General features: G+C 65.1%; 14 protein-coding genes. 6 read left to right on the top strand and 8 right to left on the bottom strand.

The features are described from left to right. The first annotated feature begins 99 nt into the window (after positions 1 to 99). A complete protein-coding gene (gene gltB, locus BRAD3257_RS04685; RefSeq protein ID WP_122400864.1) occupies positions 100 to 4,833 on the top strand; it encodes a glutamate synthase large subunit in 4,734 nt (1,577 codons plus the stop codon). Positions 4,834 to 4,972: 139 nt separating this feature from the next. Beyond that, positions 4,973 to 6,424 (top strand): glutamate synthase subunit beta, encoded by a 1,452-nt coding sequence (locus BRAD3257_RS04680; RefSeq protein ID WP_122400863.1) that lies wholly within the window; start codon positions 4,973 to 4,975, stop codon positions 6,422 to 6,424. Between the two features lie 261 nt (positions 6,425 to 6,685). On the opposite strand, the gene BRAD3257_RS04675 is transcribed toward BRAD3257_RS04680, so the two are convergent. Continuing rightward, positions 6,686 to 8,428, bottom strand: coding sequence for an outer membrane beta-barrel protein (locus tag BRAD3257_RS04675; protein WP_122400862.1), 1,743 nt, complete (start codon positions 8,426 to 8,428; stop codon positions 6,686 to 6,688). Between the two features lie 190 nt (positions 8,429 to 8,618). Between BRAD3257_RS04675 and BRAD3257_RS04670 the strand changes: the two genes are divergently transcribed. Continuing rightward, positions 8,619 to 9,626: a KpsF/GutQ family sugar-phosphate isomerase gene (locus tag BRAD3257_RS04670; protein WP_162500106.1), complete on the top strand. Its 1,008-nt coding sequence runs from the start codon at positions 8,619 to 8,621 to the stop codon at positions 9,624 to 9,626. Between the two features lie 115 nt (positions 9,627 to 9,741). Here the strand turns inward: BRAD3257_RS04670 and BRAD3257_RS04665 are convergent, their stop codons facing one another. Next, positions 9,742 to 10,293 (bottom strand): carboxymuconolactone decarboxylase family protein, encoded by a 552-nt coding sequence (locus BRAD3257_RS04665; RefSeq protein WP_122400860.1) that lies wholly within the window; start codon positions 10,291 to 10,293, stop codon positions 9,742 to 9,744. Between the two features lie 71 nt (positions 10,294 to 10,364). On the opposite strand from BRAD3257_RS04665, the gene BRAD3257_RS04660 reads away from it, so the two are divergent. Continuing rightward, positions 10,365 to 10,691 (top strand): winged helix-turn-helix transcriptional regulator, encoded by a 327-nt coding sequence (locus BRAD3257_RS04660; RefSeq protein ID WP_122400859.1) that lies wholly within the window; start codon positions 10,365 to 10,367, stop codon positions 10,689 to 10,691. Between the two features lie 60 nt (positions 10,692 to 10,751). Here BRAD3257_RS04660 and BRAD3257_RS04655 read toward each other — a convergent pair whose 3' ends face one another. The 3 genes from BRAD3257_RS04655 to hemH form a co-directional block, all read right to left on the bottom strand. Further along, positions 10,752 to 11,195: an NfeD family protein gene (locus tag BRAD3257_RS04655; RefSeq protein ID WP_122400858.1), complete on the bottom strand. Its 444-nt coding sequence runs from the start codon at positions 11,193 to 11,195 to the stop codon at positions 10,752 to 10,754. Between the two features lie 27 nt (positions 11,196 to 11,222). Further along, on the bottom strand, positions 11,223 to 12,221 hold the full coding sequence (locus tag BRAD3257_RS04650; protein WP_122400857.1) for an SPFH domain-containing protein: 999 nt from the start codon (positions 12,219 to 12,221) through the stop codon (positions 11,223 to 11,225). Between the two features lie 210 nt (positions 12,222 to 12,431). Beyond that, complete coding sequence (hemH, locus tag BRAD3257_RS04645; RefSeq protein WP_122400856.1) at positions 12,432 to 13,469, bottom strand: ferrochelatase; 1,038 nt, start codon at positions 13,467 to 13,469, stop codon at positions 12,432 to 12,434. 82 nt (positions 13,470 to 13,551) lie between these two features. On the opposite strand from hemH, the gene BRAD3257_RS04640 reads away from it, so the two are divergent. Further along, positions 13,552 to 13,950, top strand: a complete 399-nt coding sequence (locus BRAD3257_RS04640) for an MAPEG family protein (RefSeq protein WP_122400855.1) — start codon at positions 13,552 to 13,554, stop codon at positions 13,948 to 13,950. Between the two features lie 163 nt (positions 13,951 to 14,113). Here BRAD3257_RS04640 and BRAD3257_RS04635 read toward each other — a convergent pair whose 3' ends face one another. The 3 genes from BRAD3257_RS04635 to BRAD3257_RS04625 are packed head-to-tail and all read right to left on the bottom strand — an operon-like array spanning position 14,114 to position 17,945. Then, the gene (locus BRAD3257_RS04635; protein WP_174221547.1) at positions 14,114 to 15,229 is read right to left on the bottom strand and encodes a nickel/cobalt transporter; all 1,116 of its coding nucleotides are present in this window, start codon (positions 15,227 to 15,229) and stop codon (positions 14,114 to 14,116) included. Further along, the gene (locus BRAD3257_RS04630) at positions 15,226 to 15,864 is read right to left on the bottom strand and encodes a DUF1007 family protein (RefSeq protein WP_122400853.1); all 639 of its coding nucleotides are present in this window, start codon (positions 15,862 to 15,864) and stop codon (positions 15,226 to 15,228) included. Before BRAD3257_RS04630 ends, BRAD3257_RS04635 begins: the two co-directional genes overlap by 4 nt. Then, positions 15,864 to 17,945, bottom strand: coding sequence for a M3 family metallopeptidase (locus BRAD3257_RS04625; protein WP_122400852.1), 2,082 nt, complete (start codon positions 17,943 to 17,945; stop codon positions 15,864 to 15,866). The genes BRAD3257_RS04630 and BRAD3257_RS04625 overlap by 1 nt, the downstream gene beginning before the upstream one ends. A 135-nt stretch (positions 17,946 to 18,080) precedes the next feature. On the opposite strand from BRAD3257_RS04625, the gene BRAD3257_RS04620 reads away from it, so the two are divergent. After that, entirely contained in the window at positions 18,081 to 18,335 is a 255-nt protein-coding gene (locus BRAD3257_RS04620) for a hypothetical protein (protein WP_122400851.1), read from the top strand. Positions 18,336 to 18,882 lie beyond the last annotated feature (547 nt).

Raw genomic sequence — 18,882 nt, 5'->3', positions numbered from 1 at the left:
GCAGCGGACGAGCGGTGACCCAGAGGCGGGTGCCGCGGAACGCCCAAGGTGCGCCGAAGATGGCGGTGAGGCAGCTTGCCGCATGGAGAGGACAGAACAATGAACGGGTCGCAATTCGAGCGCGCAAACATCGTGGCAGAAGAGCTGTCGGCGACGGTCGCCTCGAAAACGACCGACCCGATTCAGGAGCACAATTCGCGCCCAAAAGCCGAGGGTCTCTACGATCCCGCCCTCGAGAAGGATTCCTGCGGCGTCGGCTTCATCGCCAACATCAAGGGCAAGAAGTCGCACGAGATCGTCTCGGATGCGCTGAGCATCCTCTGCAACCTCGAGCACCGTGGTGCGGTCGGCGCCGACCCCCGCGCCGGTGACGGCGCGGGCATCCTGGTGCAGATCCCGCACGCCTTCTTCAGCCGCAAGGCCAAGGAGCTCGGCTTTACGCTGCCGGCGCCCGGCGAATACGCCATCGGTGCGCTGTTCATGCCGCGCGACACCGCCTGGCGCAACGTCATCAAGAGCATCATCGCGGACCAGATCAAGGAAGAGGGCCTGACCCTGCTCGGCTGGCGCGACGTGCCGACCGACAATTCCTCGCTCGGCGTCACCGTGAAGCCGACCGAGCCCGCCTGCATGCAGGTGTTCATCGGCCGCAACGGCACGGCCAAGACGGAGGACGAGTTCGAGCGTCGGCTCTACATCCTGCGCAAGTCGATCTCGCAGGCGATCTACCAGCGCCGCGACCGCGGCCTCGCCGGCTATTACCCTTGCTCGATGTCCTGCCGCACCGTGATCTACAAGGGCATGTTCCTCGCCGACCAGCTCGGCAAGTACTACCCCGATCTGCACGAGAAGGACTTCGAGAGCGCGCTCGCGCTGGTGCATCAGCGCTTCTCGACCAATACCTTCCCGGCGTGGTCGCTGGCGCATCCCTACCGCATGATCGCGCATAATGGCGAGATCAACACGCTGCGCGGCAACACCAACTGGATGGCGGCACGCCAGGCCTCCGTGAGCTCCGAGTTGTACGGCAAGGACATCAACCGGCTGTGGCCGATCTCCTATGAAGGCCAGTCGGACACCGCCTGCTTCGACAACGCGCTCGAGTTCCTGGTGCAGGGCGGCTACTCGCTGCCGCACGCCGTCATGATGATGATTCCGGAGGCGTGGGCCGGTAATCCCTTGATGGATGAGAAGCGCCGCGCCTTCTACGAATATCATGCCGCGCTGATGGAGCCGTGGGACGGCCCCGCCGCGATCGCCTTCACCGACGGCCGCCAGATCGGCGCCACGCTCGACCGCAACGGGTTGCGGCCGGCGCGCTATCTCGTGACCAAGGACGACCGCATCGTGATGGCGTCCGAGATGGGCGTGCTGACGATCCCCGAGGACCAGATCATCACCAAGTGGCGCCTGCAGCCCGGCAAGATGCTGCTGGTCGATCTCGAGCAGGGCCGCCTGATCCCCGACGACGAGATCAAGGCCACGCTAGCCGCGAGCCATCCCTACAAGGAGTGGCTGGAGCGGACCCAGATCGTGCTCGAAGACCTGCCGAAGGTACCGACCACCGGCGTGCGCTCCAACCTGTCGCTGCTCGATCGTCAGCAGGCGTTCGGCTACAGCCAGGAAGACATCGCCATCCTGATGACGCCGATGGCCGCCACCGGCGAGGAAGCCGCGGGCTCGATGGGCAACGACACGCCGATCTCGGCGCTGTCGGACAAGGCCAAGCCGCTGTTCACCTATTTCAAGCAGAACTTCGCGCAAGTCACCAATCCGCCGATCGACCCGATCCGCGAGGAGCTGGTGATGAGCCTCGTCTCCATCATCGGACCGCGGCCGAACCTGTTCGACCTGCAGGGCATGGCCACGACCAAGCGCCTCGAAGCGCGGCAGCCGATCCTGACCGACGCGGACCTGGAAAAGATCCGCTCGATCTCGGAGGTCGCCGACACGCATTTCAAGTCGCGCACGCTGGACACGACCTTCCACGCCGGTCTCGGCGCAGCCGGCATGGACCAGGTGCTGGACGAGCTCTGCGCGCGCGCTGAAAGCGCGGTGCGCGAGGGCGTCAACATCATCATCCTGTCGGACCGCATGGTCGGCACCGACCGCGTGCCGATCCCGGCGCTGCTGGCCTGCGCCGCCGTGCATCATCATCTGATCCGCGTCGGACTGCGCACCTCGGTCGGTCTCGTCGTCGAATCCGGCGAGCCGCGCGAAGTGCATCACTTCGCATGCCTCGCCGGCTACGGCGCCGAAGCGATCAATCCATATCTCGCGTTCGAAACCATCATCGCGATGAAGGACCGCCTGCCCGGCTCGCTCGACGACTACGAGATCGTCAAGCGCTACATCAAGTCGATCGGCAAGGGCCTGCTCAAGGTGATGTCCAAGATGGGCATCTCGACCTACCAGTCCTATTGCGGCGCGCAGATTTTTGACGCCGTCGGTCTGAAGGCCGATTTTGTCGCCAAGTTCTTCGCCGGCACGCACACCCGCGTCGAAGGCGTCGGCCTTGCCGAGATCGCGGAAGAAGCCGTGCGCCGCCATGCCGACGCGTTCGGCGACGCACAGGTCTACAAGAGCGCGCTCGATGTCGGCGGCGAATATGCCTATCGGAGCCGCGGCGAGGACCATGCCTGGACCGCCGAGTCGGTGTCCCTGCTCCAGCACGCCGCGCGCGGCAATTCGCAGGAGCGGTACCGCGCCTTCGCAAAAATCCTCAACGAGCAGTCGGAACGTCTTTTGACGCTGCGCGGCCTGTTCCGGATCAAGAACGCCGAGGAAGAGAAGCGCAAGCCGATCCCGCTCGACCAGGTCGAGCCGGCCAAGGACATCGTCAAGCGTTTCGCCACCGGCGCGATGAGCTTCGGTTCGATCTCGCGCGAGGCGCACACCACGCTCGCGATCGCCATGAACCGGATCGGCGGCAAGTCGAACACCGGCGAAGGCGGCGAGGAGGCCGACCGCTTCAAGCCGATGCCGAACGGCGATTCGATGCGCTCGGCGATCAAGCAGGTCGCCTCGGGCCGCTTCGGCGTCACCACGGAGTATCTCGTCAACTCCGACATGATGCAGATCAAGATGGCGCAGGGCGCCAAGCCCGGCGAAGGCGGCCAGCTGCCCGGCCACAAGGTCGACGCGACCATCGCCAGGGTCCGGCACTCGACGCCGGGCGTCGGCCTGATCTCGCCGCCGCCGCACCACGACATCTACTCGATCGAGGACCTGGCGCAGCTCATCTACGACCTCAAGAACGTCAACCCGACGGGCGACGTCTCGGTCAAGCTCGTCTCCGAGATCGGCGTCGGCACGGTCGCCGCGGGCGTCGCCAAGGCGCGCGCCGACCACGTCACCATCGCGGGCTTCGAGGGCGGCACTGGCGCCTCGCCGCTGACCTCGATCAAGCATGCCGGTTCGCCGTGGGAGATCGGCCTTGCCGAAACCCACCAGACCCTGGTGCGCGAGCGGCTGCGCAGCCGTATCGTGGTCCAGGTCGACGGCGGCTTCCGCACCGGCCGTGACGTCGTGATCGGCGCGCTGCTCGGGGCCGACGAATTCGGCTTCGCCACTGCGCCGCTGATCGCGGCCGGCTGCATCATGATGCGCAAGTGCCATCTCAACACCTGCCCCGTCGGCGTCGCGACGCAGGATCCGGTGCTGCGCAAGCGCTTCACCGGCCAGCCCGAGCACGTAATCAACTACTTCTTCTTCGTCGCCGAGGAAGTCCGCGAGATCATGGCCTCGCTCGGCTTCCGCACCTTCAACGAGATGATCGGCCAGGTTCAGCTGCTCGATCAGACCAAGCTGGTCGCGCACTGGAAGGCCAAGGGCCTCGATTTCTCAAAACTGTTCGTCAAGCAGAAGGAAGAGAAGGGCCAGAAGATCTATCACTCCGAGCGCCAGAACCATCATCTGGAGGCGGTGCTCGACCGCACGCTGATCGAGCAGGCGACGCCTGCGCTCGACCGCGGCGCGCCGGTGAAGATCGAGGCCACGATCAACAGCACCAACCGCTCCGCCGGTGCGATGCTGTCGGGCGCGGTCGCCAAGATCTACGGCCATGCCGGCCTGCCGCATGACACGATCCATGTCAGCCTGAAGGGTACCGCAGGCCAGGCCTTCGGTGCGTGGCTCGCCCATGGCGTCACCTTCGAGCTCGAGGGTGAAGGCAACGACTATGTCGGCAAGGGCCTCTCGGGCGGCAAGATCATCGTGAAGCCGCCGCGGAACTCGGCGATCGTGCCGGAAGAGAGCATCATCGTCGGCAACACCGTGATGTACGGGGCGATCGATGGCGAATGCTACTTCCGCGGCATCGCCGGCGAACGCTTTGCCGTTCGTAACTCGGGCGCGGTCGCTGTCGTCGAGGGCGCGGGCGATCATTGCTGCGAATACATGACCGGCGGCATCGTGGTCGTGCTCGGCAAGACCGGGCGCAACTTCGCGGCCGGCATGTCCGGCGGCATCGCCTATGTGCTGGACGAGGCCGGCGACTTCGACAAGCTGTGCAACCTCAGCATGGTCGAGCTCGAACCGGTGCTGTCGGAGGAGATGATCAACGCCGACACCTATCACGCCTCCGGCGATCTCGAAGCGCACGGCCGGGTCGACGTGTTCAAGAACCTGCTCGCCTCCGACGTCGAGCGGCTGCACGTGCTGATCACGCGCCATGCCAAGGCAACCGGCTCCAAGCGTGCCGCCGAGATCCTCGCCAATTGGAAGGAATGGCTGCCCAAGTTCCGCAAGGTGATGCCGGTCGAGTACCGGCGCGCGCTGCGCGAACTGGCCGCCAATGCGGACGCCGAGCCGAAAATCGCGATCGGGGCGTAACTCTCAACTGGCGTCATTCCGGGGCGCAAAGCGCGAACCCGGAATCTCGCAAAGATAACCTCCAGGTTCCGGGTGTGCGCGCAGCGCGCGCATCCCGGAACGACGGAAAAGAAACTTAGCGGCAGGGACTTCGGGTTTAATGGGCAAGATCACGGGTTTTCTGGAAATCGAACGGCACGATCGCAAGTACACCCCGGTCGCCGAGCGCTTGAAGCATTTCAAGGAATTCGTCGTTCCGCTCTCCGAGAAGGAGGTGCGCGAGCAGGCGGCGCGCTGCATGAACTGCGGCATTCCCTATTGCCACGGGACCGGCTCGGTTGCGCCCGGCACGCCCGGCTGCCCAGTCAACAACCAGATCCCCGACTGGAACGACCTCGTCTACCAGGGCAACTGGGAAGAGGCCTCGCGCAACCTGCATTCGACCAACAACTTTCCTGAGTTCACGGGCCGCATCTGTCCGGCGCCGTGCGAAGCGTCCTGCACGCTCAACATCGACGACAACCCCGTCACCATCAAGACCATCGAATGCGCGATCGTCGACCGCGCCTGGGACAATGGCTGGCTGAAGCCGGAAGTGGCAGCGGTCAAGACCGGCAAGAAGGTCGCGGTGATCGGCTCGGGTCCGGCGGGCATGGCCTGCGCGCAGCAGCTCGCGCGCGCCGGCCACGACGTGCATGTCTATGAGAAGTACGCCAAGGCCGGCGGCCTGCTGCGTTACGGCATCCCCGACTTCAAGATGGAGAAGCGCATCATCGACCGCCGTGTGGCGCAGATGGAAGCCGAAGGCGTCACCTTCCACTACAACAGCCATGTCGGCGCAGCCGGCAATGTCGATCCGCGCGAGCTGCTCAACCAGTACGACGCGGTCGCGCTGACCGGCGGCGCGGAAGCCCCGCGCGACCTGTCGATCCCCGGCCGCGATCTCGAAGGCATCCACTACGCCATGGACTTCCTGCCGCAGCAGAACCGCCGCGTCTCCGGGGAGCCGCTCGGCGGAGTCCAGGAGATCCTGGCCGGCGGCAAGCACGTCGTCGTCATCGGCGGCGGCGACACCGGCTCGGACTGCATAGGCACCTCGCTGCGTCAGGGCGCGCTGTCGGTGACCCAGCTCGAGATCATGCCCGCTCCCCCCGAGCGCGAGAACAAGGGCCTGACCTGGCCGAACTGGCCGCTGAAGATGCGCACCTCCTCCAGCCAGGCCGAAGGCGCGATCCGCGAATATGCCGTGCTGACCCAGAAGTTCTCCGGCGAGAACGGCAAGGTCAGGAAGCTGCACTGCGTGCGCGTCGACGACAAGTTCAAGCCGATTGCCGACACCGAGTTCGAGATCGACGCCGAGCTCGTCCTGCTCGCCATGGGCTTCGTCCATCCCGTGCACGAGGGCCTGCTCAAGCTGCTCGCGGTCGAGTTCGACCCGCGCGGCAACGTCAAGGCCAACACGCTGGACTACCAGACCTCGCGCCCCAACGTGTTCTCCGCCGGCGACATGCGCCGCGGGCAATCGCTGGTGGTGTGGGCGATCCGTGAAGGGCGGCTGTGCGCCCGGTCGATCGATACGTTCCTGATGGGGAAGACGGATCTGCCGCGCTGAGTGAGGCTCGCTCCGCTGCCAATTCAACAAACGGTGTCATCGCCCGGCTTGACCGGGCGATTCAGTATTCCAGAGACAGTTGTAATCGAATCGATAAGCCGCGGCGTACTGGATGCCCCGGTCCCGGCTCCGCCAAGCTACGCCGGGCCTACACGCTCTCGGCCGGCGAAGCTTCAGCGAAGAGGGCAAGCCGGGGCATGACAGTGGGTGGCGGGCGCGGAGCCAACTATTCCGCATTCGCTCAAGCGCCTCGCCGCCCCTCTAGTTCTGCAGCCTCACGCCCAACATCACCACCGTCCCCTGCGAGCTCGAGCCCGCCTGGTTCGAATCCAGGATGTCGTGCCGCAGCGTGCCCTTGATCCAGACGTTGCGGTTGAGCTTGTAGATCAGGTTGCTTTCGAGCGAGTAGGTCTTGTCGTTGCGGTTCTGGCCCTGGTAGTCGAGCGTGCCGTAGGTGAACTTGCCGACCGCGGTGAGCCAGCGGCGGAAGTCGTGATCGACTTCGGCAGAGTAAGTGCGCACCAGCACGCCGGAGGAGCCGGCGACCGTGGTCTCCGCGATCTGCGTGTCGGTGAAGAATTTCACCGTGGTGAGGCCGCTGGCGTTCCAGATCAAGGAGCCCGTGGTGAGGAAGCCGGAGAGCTGGCTGAGGCGCGGATCGGTGTAGCTGCGCGCGGAATAGCCGACCGAGATCTCGCCGGTGAGAATGCGCGAGAACTCGAAGGACGAGCCGACCTTGGCATAGCCGCCGTTCGAATCGCGGAAGTAGCCGTTGCGGTCGGCGGCCTGATCGTGGACGCGGGTGTCGCCCTGGATCTCGACGAAGGGCTTCAAACCCGGCTTCAGATCGTAGGAGAAGCGTCCGACGCCGCCGTATTGGTTGAAGTCGCGATCACCGTTGCTGAACACAGAGCCATCGGTGAGTCTCGAATCCGTGTAGGCGGTGCGATCGACCGTGGCGCCCGCGGCGACCTGGAAGCGATTGAAGGTCTGGTCGAAGCCGACGGTCGTCCCATAGGCGGCGTAGACAGGATATTTCTGCAGGCCGGCCTGCACGTTCGGGCTGCCGGGATTGTCGGTGGCGAGCCGCAGGCGAAGCTGCGATGTCAGCTTGAGATCGCGGTCGACGTCGATGCGGCCGTCGATGTGGCCGGTGAAGTCGGGGCGGTCGATCTCGACCGGCGAGGGCGACGCGAAGCCGTTGATCGTCGCCGGCATGTTGTTGGTGTAGCCCGAGAACGAGCCGCGCAGATCGGCGACCAGCGCGTGGCGCTCCCAGTCGGACATCACGAGAAGGTCGGGCGCGACGACATAGACGGGCGAGCCGACCGGCTTGTTCAGGCGCGCCGGGTTGGTGTCATAGCCGGTGGAGAGCTCGAGGCCGCCCTTGATCAGGAAGCTGCCGGCATAATCGCCGACCGCACCGAACGGATCCTCATCGAGCTTGAGGCGGCGGCGCAGCGGCTGGCCGGGCACACTGCCCGCCATCGCCGGAGCTACCGGCGTCTTGTGCGCGGTCTCGGACGGCGGCGGCGCGATGCGCGGCGCGCCCAGCGTCGTGACTGGCGTTGTGGGCGGCGGCGGTGAACCGGGGCCGGCGGGACGCTTCGGCTTCGGCTGGCCCGGATAGAGCTTTGGCTGCTGCCGTTTGCGGTTAAGCGAGTCGTAGCCCGAGCTGCTCGCCCCGTTGGCGGCAGGCAGGCCGTAGGTCGGGACCTGACCGACGCGCGAGGTCGCCGGCGTCTGCTGACGCTTGCGCAGATCCGCGTTAGGATCGGGCAGCGCCGGCAATGCATCCGACGGCGCCTGCGGCACGCCCGCCGTGCGGCGCGTCGGCAGCGTGTCGGTCGAGACAAAGCCACCGCGGTTGGGATTGAACAGGTCGGGCGTGAGGCCCTGGGCGGCCGCAGGGCCGCTTCCGAGGGCCGTCAGCGCCAGATATGGCAAAGCCGCGCGCAGGAAATGCGCGCGTTTGCTCCGGCCCCTGCCTGGAGACGACCCCACGATGGAATAACCTCAACGAAATCAAATACTTTCACGATCGCCCTGCCGGCTGGCGGGAACCATCGTTAATGGAGTTAAAACAATTATGGTTAATGACCCGTTGAGGGTGTCCGGGCGCTCGTCGCCTCGCTGGCCGGGGCGTGCTAAGCAGGCGCCAACGGGCGAACGCCCCTCCTCCCTGGACCAGACCATGCCGAGCTCGAAACCGCTGATGACCGCATCATCCGGCCCCATTCCGACAAGCGTCGAATCCGCGCTCCGCACCCTGGAGACGGAGAGCGGCGGCATCAACGCGCTCGCCGCTGCCCTGCGCGGCCCGCTGGGTGCGACCTTCGCCAAGGCCGTCGAGCTGATCCGGCAGGCCAAGGGCCGCGTCATCGTCACCGGGCTCGGCAAATCCGGCCATATGGGGCGCAAGATCGCGGCGACGCTGGCCTCGACCGGCACGCCCGCTTTCTTCGTGCACGCCGCCGAAGCCGGCCATGGCGACCTCGGCATGATCACCACCGACGACGTCATCATGGCGCTGTCCTGGTCCGGCGAGCAGCCGGAGATGAAGAACCTCGTGAACTATTCGGCGCGCTTTGCGATCCCCATGATCGCGGTGACGTCGAACGCTTCGTCCTCGCTGGGACAAGCCGCCGACCTCGTGATCGAGCTGCCGAAGGCGCGCGAGGCCTGCCCGCACAATCTGGCACCGACCACCTCGACCCTGATGCAGGCCGCGATCGGCGACGCGCTCGCGATCGCGCTGCTGGAAGGGCGCGGGTTCACTGCGCTGGAGTTCGCGCATTTCCATCCCGGCGGCAAGCTGGGCGCAATGCTGAAATTCGTCCGCGACTACATGCGCACCGGCGCGGAGATTCCGGTCAAGCCCGAAGGCACAAAGATGTCGGAGGCCGTGGTCGAGATGTCGGCCAAAGGGCTCGGCTGCGTCTGCATCGTCAACGATGCAGGCGAGGCCATCGGCATCATCACGGACGGCGACCTGCGCCGTCACATGCGGCCCGACCTTTTGACGGTGACCGTCGATGAGATCATGACGAAGCAGCCCAAGACCGTACCGCCCTCGATGCTCGCGAGCGAGATGATCGAGGTGCTGAACACCCGCAAGATCACGACACTGCTGGTGACCGATGCGGGCAAGGTGGTCGGGATCGTGCACCTGCACGATCTGCTGCGCGCGGGCGTGGCGTAAGGCACGCTCTCTCCACTCGTCATTGCGAGCGCAGCGAAGCAATCCAGGCTGCCTCTGCGGAGACAGCCTGGATTGGTTCGTCGCAAGGGCTCCTCGCAAATGACGGTGGAGAGACCTACGCCGGAAACCGCTCCGCGTTCTCCTCCAGCGGCAGCCGCAGCCCGTTCGCCAGGTAGGACACCGTGCGGTAGTAGCCGCACAGCAGCATGATCTCCAGGATTTGCGCCTCGTCGTAATGCGCCGACAGCGCTGCGAACTCCTCGTCCGTGAATGTCGCGCGATGATGCAACGCGTCGACGGCTGCGATCAGCGCCTGCTCGGCCGGCGACCAGCATGTTGATGCTGCATCGCCCTGCACCGTCGCCCGCACTTCGTCCTGGGTGAGCTTTGCCGGCCCGGCAAAGATCGCGACGTGCACGCCCCATTCATATTCGCATCTGTTCAGCGCGCAGGTGCGGTCGATGACGATCTCGCGGTCGCGGAGCGACAGCGGCCCGGGGTCGAGCAGGCCGCCGGCGCGGAACTTGTCCCAGGCGCGGCCGTGCCCCGCCATCACCCGGAACAGCACCAGCGGCGGCGCGCCGCGCATGATGCGGTCGAACTGCGCCTGGATCTCCGGGGGATAAGGCGGAGTGAGCGGTGCGATGCGCGGCGAGGCCCCGGACATGGGCGGTCTCCGTTGCTACAATTATCGTAGCGATACGCTACATTATCTGTAGCACAGCGCAAGAGGTGACGATGGCTAAACAGGCTGGCACGACGACACGCAGCGTCCGCGGCTCGCGCACGGGCCGGCCGATCATGGTGCTGCTCGACCTGCTCGGCCGACGCTGGAGCCTGCGGATTCTCTGGGAGCTGCGCGGAGAGCCCCTCACCTCGCGCGCCCTGCGCACGGCCTGTGATGAAGCCTCGCCCACGGTGCTGCAAGCGAGGCTGACCGAACTGCGCGAGGCAGGATTCGTGGAGTTGGGCGACGGCGGAGGTTACGGACTGACGACGCTGGGGCGCGAGCTGTGCGAGACGTTCATGCCGCTGCATAGGTTTGCGGAGAGGTGGAAGAGGTAGAATCTGAAGGCGTGCCGCATGCTCCTTTCTTCCTTCTCCCGTTGTGGGAGAGGGAAAGAATCACGCCGCGGCGACCGTGAGGTTCGCACCGTCCACCTGCACCACCTTCACCCGCGTCCCCGCCGGTGTATCAGGGCCCGCAACACGCCATACCGTGTCGCCGATGCGCATTGTGCCTGAACCGTCGATGATCGGCTTCTCCAGCGTGAACTCACGGCCGAGCAAGGCCTCGGCGCGCTTGTTGAGAAATGAGCTCGTGCTCGCGTCCGGCTTCGGCTTGGCGAGGCGGCGCCACACCGGCACAGCTGCGGCGGCGAAGATCGCGAACATGACGAGCTGGATCTGCCAGGACATGGCAACAGCGAACGAGATCAGGCCCACCAGCAATGCCGCAAGCCCGAGCCAGAACAGGAAGATGCCGGGCGCCAGCACTTCCAGCGCCATCAGGATGAAGCCGAAGATCAGCCAGTTCCAGTTGCCCAGCGATGCGAATATGTCGGTCATGACACGACCTCTGTAAAATAGCCCCGTTTACTGCGGCGGCACCGCGGGCGGCGTCGGGCCCGACGACGGGACCGATCCGCTTCGGCGCGCCGCAGCGGCTGCGGATGCGGCACTTTCGCCGAACGTTGCCTTGGCGATCTCGCCGATGCCGGCGAGCGAGCCAAGCATGCTCACGGCTTCCACCGGCAACATGATGATCTTCTGGTTCGGCGCATCCGCGAACTGGCCGAAAGCCTTGATATATTTATCGGCGATGAAATAGTTCAACGCGGCGACGTCGCCCTTGGAAATGGCCTCCGATACCGCCTGGGTCGCTTTCGCCTCGGCCTCGGCCAGACGCTCGCGCGCCTCGGCGTCGCGGAAGGCGGCTTCGCGCCGGCCCTCCGCCTGGAGGATCTGACCCTGCTTGGCGCCCTCGGCGCGCAGGATCTCGGACTGGCGCTGGCCTTCGGCGGCGAGGATGTCGGCGCGCTTGACGCGCTCGGCCTTCATCTGCCGGCCCATGGCTTCGACGAGGTCGGCGGGCGGCACGATGTCCTTGATCTCGATGCGATTGACCTTGACGCCCCAGGGCGAGACCGCAGCGTCGACCACGCGCAAGAGGCGCTCGTTGATCTCGTCGCGGTGCGACAGCACCTGGTCGAGATCCATGGAGCCCATCACCGAGCGGATGTTGGTCATGGTGAGAACCGTGATGGCCTGGTTCAGGTTGGCGACCTCGTAGCTCGCCTTCGCCGCATCGAACACCTGATAAAAAGCAACGCCGTCCACCGTGACGGTCGCGTTGTCCTTGGTGATCACCTCCTGCTCGGGGATGTCGATCACCTGCTCCATCATGTTGATCTTGCGTCCGACGCGATCGAAATAGGGCACGATCAGATTGAGCCCGGGGCTGAGCGTCTGGGTGTATTTGCCGAACCGCTCGATGGTCCAGTCATAGCCCTGCGGGACCGTCTTCACGCCGGCCACCAGCGTGACGATGACGAGCAACACCAGAACAATCGCGAAAATGTCGAAGCCGCTCATATCTCCTCCAAGCCGGGAAAAATCGGGAAAAAGCCCTTTCCGGCGCTGTCATTGGTCGGGATCGATACCCTACCGGTTCAGCGGTCGCGAGTAACGTCGGCATGGGCGCAATGCCGCACAAGGCGTACCGAGAGGGAATGGCAACGATTATGTATTTGGGAGGAAGCTCTTGAAAGGATGCCGGAGCAGACCTAGCGCCAAAGGTTAACGTCAGATCCAGCCCTGAAGCTCGCGCAGCACCAGAGTGCGGATCACGTCCATGCCTGGTTCGCTGTCGTTGAGGCACGGGATCGCGGAAAACTGCTCGCCGCCATTGTGCTTGAAGATCTCGGCATTCTCCTGCGCGATCTCCTCCAGCGTCTCCAGGCAGTCGGCGGAGAAGCCCGGCGTCACCACCGCGATGCGGCGCACGCCTTCGCTGGCGAGCCGCTCCATGGTCTTGTCGGTATAGGGCTGGAGCCACTCGTCATTGCCGAAGCGCGACTGGAAGGTCAGCAGCAGCTTCGTCTCGTCCATGCCGAGCCGGCGGCGCAGTGCCTCGGTCGTGGCGATGCAGTGGGTCTGATAGGGATCGCCCTTGTCGACATAGGATTTCGGCATGCCGTGGAAGGACGCCACGATCAGCTCCGGCGCGAACGGCAGACTCGCCAGATGCGTCTCGATCGAGGTCGCGAGCGCCTCGATATAGGCCGCATCCTCATAATAGGGCGGCGTCACCCGCAGCGTCGGCTGGTTGCGCAGACGGGCGAGCACGCGGAACACTTCGTCGCAGACGGTTGCCGAGGTCGAGGCGGAGTATTGCGGATAGAGCGGGACGGCGAGAATGCGCTCGCAGCCTTTCGCGATCAGCGTATCGATGCCCGACTTGATCGAGGGATTGCCGTAGCGCATCGCCCAGTCCACCACGACATGGGCGTAGTCCGACAGTCCGGCGGCGAGCTTGCCGGCTTGCGACCGCGTGATGGTCTTCAGCGGCGACTCGTTCTGCTCATTGTTCCAGATCTTGCCGTAGTCGAGCGCCTTGGTGCGGGGACGGCTGCGCAGAATGATGCCGTTCAGCACCAGCTTCCAGATCAGGCCCTGGTTCTCGATGACGCGGACGTCACTGAGGAACTCCTTGAGATAGACCCGCACGCCCGGCGCATCGGCGGTGTCAGGCGTTCCGAGATTGATCAGGAGCACGCCAACGCGCGGCAGGACGGATCGGCCGGCCGGTTTCACAGTCTCAAGGGGGACGACGCTGTTCATGGCTGGTTGGGTCGCGCGTTGGTCCGAACTTGTCAAGACGAGGGCGGTTTCGCTAGGGTCGCACCCAAGCGGGGAAGGGAAGATGACGCTCGCGGAATGGTGCGTATTGGGAGCGCTGTTGCTGTATCTGTCCACGATCGGCTCGATCAAATGGATCAGGTTTCGCAGCTTCGACAATTCCCGGCCGCGCGATCCTGCCTTCTATGAGGACCCCATCGCGCAGCGCGCGCTGGGCGCTCACCAGAACGGCATCGAAACCTTCCCATTCTTCGCCTTCGCGGTGCTGCTCGCCGAATACAGGGACTCGCCGCAGCGGCTGATCGACGAGCTCGCCGCGCTGTTCCTGATCGTGCGGATCGCCTATGTGCTGACCTATCTCGGCAACCGCCCGACGCTGCGCTCGATCCTCTGGAGCATCGGCTTTGCGATCAATCTCGGGATCTTCTTCATGCCGGCCTTGAAGCGGTTTCTGCCGGTGTGAGTTTCTCGCTGCCGTGTCCCGGACGCGGTGCAGCGCTCTTGCGCTGCTCCGCAGATCCGGGCCCCAGAACGCCAGACACTACCACACGGAGAGATGGGCCCCGGCTCTGCAGCGCGTCGTCGAAGGGGACGCTGCGCTGCGTCCGGGACACGAGAGCTTGGGATCAGAAACACGTCGTCCGTTCGGCCGCGATATAGCCGAACAAGAGGCCGACGCCGAACAGCAGCACCACGCCCGCGGCACCGAATTCGATGCCGCGCATGAACAGCGCGCCGCCGCCGTCGCGGCCTGCGCTGAAGCGGGCGGCGATGTCCTTGGCGGAGACGGCGACGACCGCGATGGCCGCAACGGTGATCGCGGTGCCCAATCCCATCAGGAAGGTCGCGGCGATGCCGGCCCAGAACAGGCCCTGGGCCAGCGCGAACACCAGTACCAGGATCGCGCCCGAGCAGGGGCGGATGCCGACGGTCAGAATCGCTGCAAAGCCGCGCCGCCAGCCGCCGGGCCCCGCGAGCTCGCTCGGTGTGGGGCCGTGGGAATGGCCGCAATGCTCATCATGGACGTGGTCGTGCCCGTGGTGGTGATGGGCGTGCGCATGGTCGTGACCGTGATGATCGTGGTGATGATGATCATGGTCGTGATGATCATGAATTTCATGATGATGATGAACGTGCGGCACGCCCGCAATCGCCGGCACCGGCTGGGTCGTCTGGAGTGCGCGGATGAAGGCGCCGCCCTTGACCCAGACCAGGCGCAGGCCGAACGCTGCAATCAGGGCGTAGCTCGCGATCTCGACCGCGCCCTCCGCCCTGCACATGGTTTTCGCCGTCGCATTCAGCACCCAGGCCGAGATGCCGACGATGAGGATCGCGACCAGCGACTGCATTAGCGCCGAGGCAAACGACAGCGCGATGCCGCGCCGGGCGGTCTCGCGGTTGGCGACGAGATAGGAGGCGATCACCGCCTTGCCATGGCCGGGGCCGGCGGCGTGGAAGATGCCGTAGGCGAACGAGATGAACAGCAGCGTCCACACCGCCGAGCCGTCGGACTTCGCGGCGCGGATGGTCGACGACATTTGCCGATAGAATTCCGACTGCTTTGCCAGCAGCCAGCCGACGATGCCACTGGCCTCGGGTTCGGCCGCCTGGGTCGGCCGCGGCGCGCCGAACGGATTTTGTGCGAGCAGATCATGAAGCGCGGCATCGGCCACGATCGCGACCAGCACAACTGTGGCGCAGGCGATCAGCCCGCGCGCAAGCGGGGAGAGGTGCTGCTTCAAGGGCAATCCACCGTGATCTTGTTGGCGAACATCATGCCGAAATTGCTGTTCTCGCCATTCAGGAAAGTCTGTTCGTTGAGCTTCTGGGCGGTGGCCGAGCCGTCGCTCGGACGGTCGAGCTTCATCTGGCAGCCCCCGGGCGCGCCGACCAGCTTGACCGGGTTGTCCTTGGCCATCTGGAAGTCGATGAAGAAGGAGCGGTCGAACACTTCGAGCACGAGCTGCCTCGGCTTGACCGGATTCTTCAGCGGCAGCGTGAAGTGCAGGGTCAGCACCGCATCCTTGTAGTCGAGGAAATAGTCGATCGGCTCCTGGAACCGCTCCTTCTTGCCGTCGGCCTTAGCGAAGGTGAAATAGGCATATTCCTTCAGCGACTCGACATTGGTCTGCGCCAGCGGCCCGAGCTCCTCGCGCGTATAGGCGCCCTTGGTCTTGCTCTCGAGCCCCTGCACCGCATAGGCCGAGAACATGTCGTCGAATGTCCAGGCGTGGCGCACACCGGTGACCGAACCGTCCGCCGCGTAGAGCAGCTCGCTGGTCGCGGTGATCCAGACATGCGGATGCGCCTGCGCCGCGCCCGAGGCGAGCGTGAGGCCAACGGCGAGCAGCCATCCGAACAGAGCGCGCATGCCCATCAGGCGGCCTTTGCCGTTTCGAGCAGGCCGCGGCGGCGCAGCAGCGCCTCGGGCTCCGGCGGCCGGCCGCGGAAGGCCTCATAGGCAGCTTCCGGATCGACTGAGCCGCCCGAGGAATAGATGTCGTCGTGCAGGCGCTTGGCCACGGCCGGATCGAAAATGTCGCCGGCCTCCTCGAACGCGCCGAAGGCATCGGCGTCCATCACCTCCGACCACATGTAGCTGTAATAACCGGCGGCATAGTGGTCGCCGGTGAAGATGTGACCGAACTGCGTGGGCCGGTGACGCAGCGCGATCTCCTCGGGCATGCCGATCTTCTCCAGCTCGCGCCTCTCGAAGGCACGGACATCCTGCGCGGCGGCAGCCGGCTGGGTGTGGAATTCGAGATCGATCAGCGCGGAGGAGACGAACTCCACCGTGGCAAAGCCCTGGTTGAACTTTCGGGCGGCGAGGAAGCGTTGGAGCAGCTCGTCCGGCAGTGGTTCGCCGGTCTGGTAGTGGCGAGCGAACTTCTGCAGCACCTCGGGCCGCTCCTGCCAGTGCTCGTAGAGCTGCGACGGCAGCTCGACGAAGTCGGTGAACACTGACGTGCCCGACAGCGACGGATAGGTCACGTTGGAGAGCATGCCGTGCAGCCCGTGGCCGAACTCGTGGAACAGGGTGCGGGCATCGTCGGGGGACAGCAGCGAAGGCTCGCCGCCGGCACCTTTGGCGAAATTGCAGATGTTGAGAACGAGCGGTGCGACGTCGCCGTCGAGCTTCTGCTGGTCGCGCAGCGAGGTCATCCAGGCGCCGGAGCGCTTCGACGGCCGGGCGAAGTAGTCGCCATAGAACAGCGCCTTGTGCTTGCCGTCCGGCCCCTTCACCTCCCAGACCCGGACGTCGGGGTGCCAGACCGGCACGTCGTTGCGCTCCTCGAAGGTGATCCCGAACAGGCGCGTGGCGCAGTCGAACGCGGCGGCGATCATATTGTCGAGCGAAAGATAGGGCTTGATCGCGGCGTCGTCGAAATTGGCGCGCTGAAGGCGCAGCTTCTCGGCGTAGAAGCGCCAGTCCCAGGGTGCGAGCTTGAAATTGCCGCCCTCGGCCGTGATCAGCGCCTGCATCTCGTCGCGGTCGGCGAGCGCGCGCGCCCTCGCCGGCTTCCAGACCCGCTCCAAGAGGCCCCGCACCGCCTCCGGCGTCTTGGCCATGGAGTCTTCGAGCCGGTAGGCGGCGAACGTCGGGTAGCCCAGGAGCTTGGCGCTCTCTTCGCGCAGCTTCAGGATCTCGACAATGGTTCCATTGTTGTCGTTGGCATTGCCGTTGTCGCCGCGGGCGACGAAGGCTTTATAGACCTTCTCGCGGAGGTCACGCCGGGCAGAGCTCTTCAGGAATTGTTCGACCGAGGAGCGCGACAACGTGACGATGGCCTTGCCTTCCATGCCGCGCTCTTCTGCCGCAGCCTTGGCGCCGGCGACAAAGCTCTCCGGCAGGCCCTGGCGGTCGGCCTCCCCGAGCTCCATGATCCAGTCCTGCTCGTCGCCGAGCAGATGGTGGCTGAAGCCGGTGCCGAGCTGGGCGAGCCGCTCGTTGATCTCGGCCATCCGTGCCTTGGCCTCCTCGGAGAGACCGGCGCCGGAACGGTGGAAGCGGGTATAGGTGCGCTCCAGCAGGCGGAGCTGCTCGGGCGTGAGCCCAAGATTGGCGCGCTTCTCGTGCAGCTGGGCGATGCGGCCGAACAGCACCGCGTTCATCATGATGGGATTCCAGTGCCGCGCCATCCGCAAGGAGACCTCCTTGTCGATCTCCAGAATGGCCGGGTTCGAATGCGCCGAGACGAGGTCATAGAAGACCGCCGCAACCTTGTTCAACAGCTTGCCCGAACGCTCCAGCGCCGTGATGGTGTTGGCGAAGTCGGGCGCGGCCGGATCATTGGTGATCGCCGCGATCTCGGCGGCATGGTCCGCAAAGGCCTGCTCGAACGCCGGCAGGAAGTGCTCCGGCTTGATCTCGTCGAAGGGTGGGGTCGCAAACGGCGTCACCCAGGCCTTCAGCAGCGGGTTGGTCTCGGCTTCCGTAATTTGGCGAGATTCTGACATCACAAGTCCGGTTTCGTGGCTCGATTGTTGCAGCCAGCTATAGCACGCGATGGGGCTTTTTTGGGCCATTTGCCCTTGCTCCCGGCCGCCTTTTCGGGGAGATTGCGGCCCTCGAAGTCAGGACCCCTGAGCCCCATGAACGCGCCTTCTTCCTCTTCCCGCCAGATCGTCTGGCCCAGCGTCATCACCGTCATCAGCGCCGCCATCCTGATCGGCGCTGAGGTGTTCGGCGCAGCCTTCGCCGGCGGCTGGGCGCTCGCGATCCTGCTCGGGCTCGGCGACCAAGGCGCGCACATCCTCCAGGCCGTGCTGTTCACACTCGGCGTGCTCGTGATGACCGCGTTCATCCGCGGCGCTCAACGCGTCGAGCCCTTCACGAAGCGCGGCTGACGCTTCTCGCGCGTGAGCAGCACACGCGCGCCGCAAAAAACTTAACGCCTGTTCATCTTCCGCGTCGCTCGCGCAACACTGCGCAAGCAGATGTTAGGCAATTCTGTTCTCAGCCTAAAAAAATTCTTGCGAAGCAGAGTCAAAACGCTTATGTGCGCTCTTGCCCAATTTCGCACGTGCCTGTGGTCGTGTGTCAGTCGGTAGGTATCCGGACAAGAGGCCGGACAGCCGCCAAGGGGTGAAGAAGCCGAGGGGCTCTTCGGAAGTGCAGAAGTCGAAGACCTGATGTCGCAAGACCGACGGTCATAGGACGAAGCAAACCCGGAGCGCCCAGCATCTCTCTCAAAGAGATGCCATGTCGAAGGTGACTTCGCTCTTTGCAACCGTGACTGGCAGCCGGAGGCGAACCGGCGCACCCCGCTCTCAACGGGGGACGCGACTTAAAGCAACGACGGATCGGGCTTTTTTGGTCTCTACCGGCAGTCCAACGCCGGCGCGGGCTACTGAAAAGGCTTGTCCTTCATTGCCAGGTGAGCGGGCGGGAATC

Origin of the sequence: Bradyrhizobium vignae (assembly GCF_900324035.1) — a bacterium.
In the GTDB taxonomy this organism is placed as follows: Bacteria; Pseudomonadota; Alphaproteobacteria; order Rhizobiales; family Xanthobacteraceae; genus Bradyrhizobium; species Bradyrhizobium vignae.
This window is presented reverse-complemented; position numbering and strand designations above follow the sequence as displayed.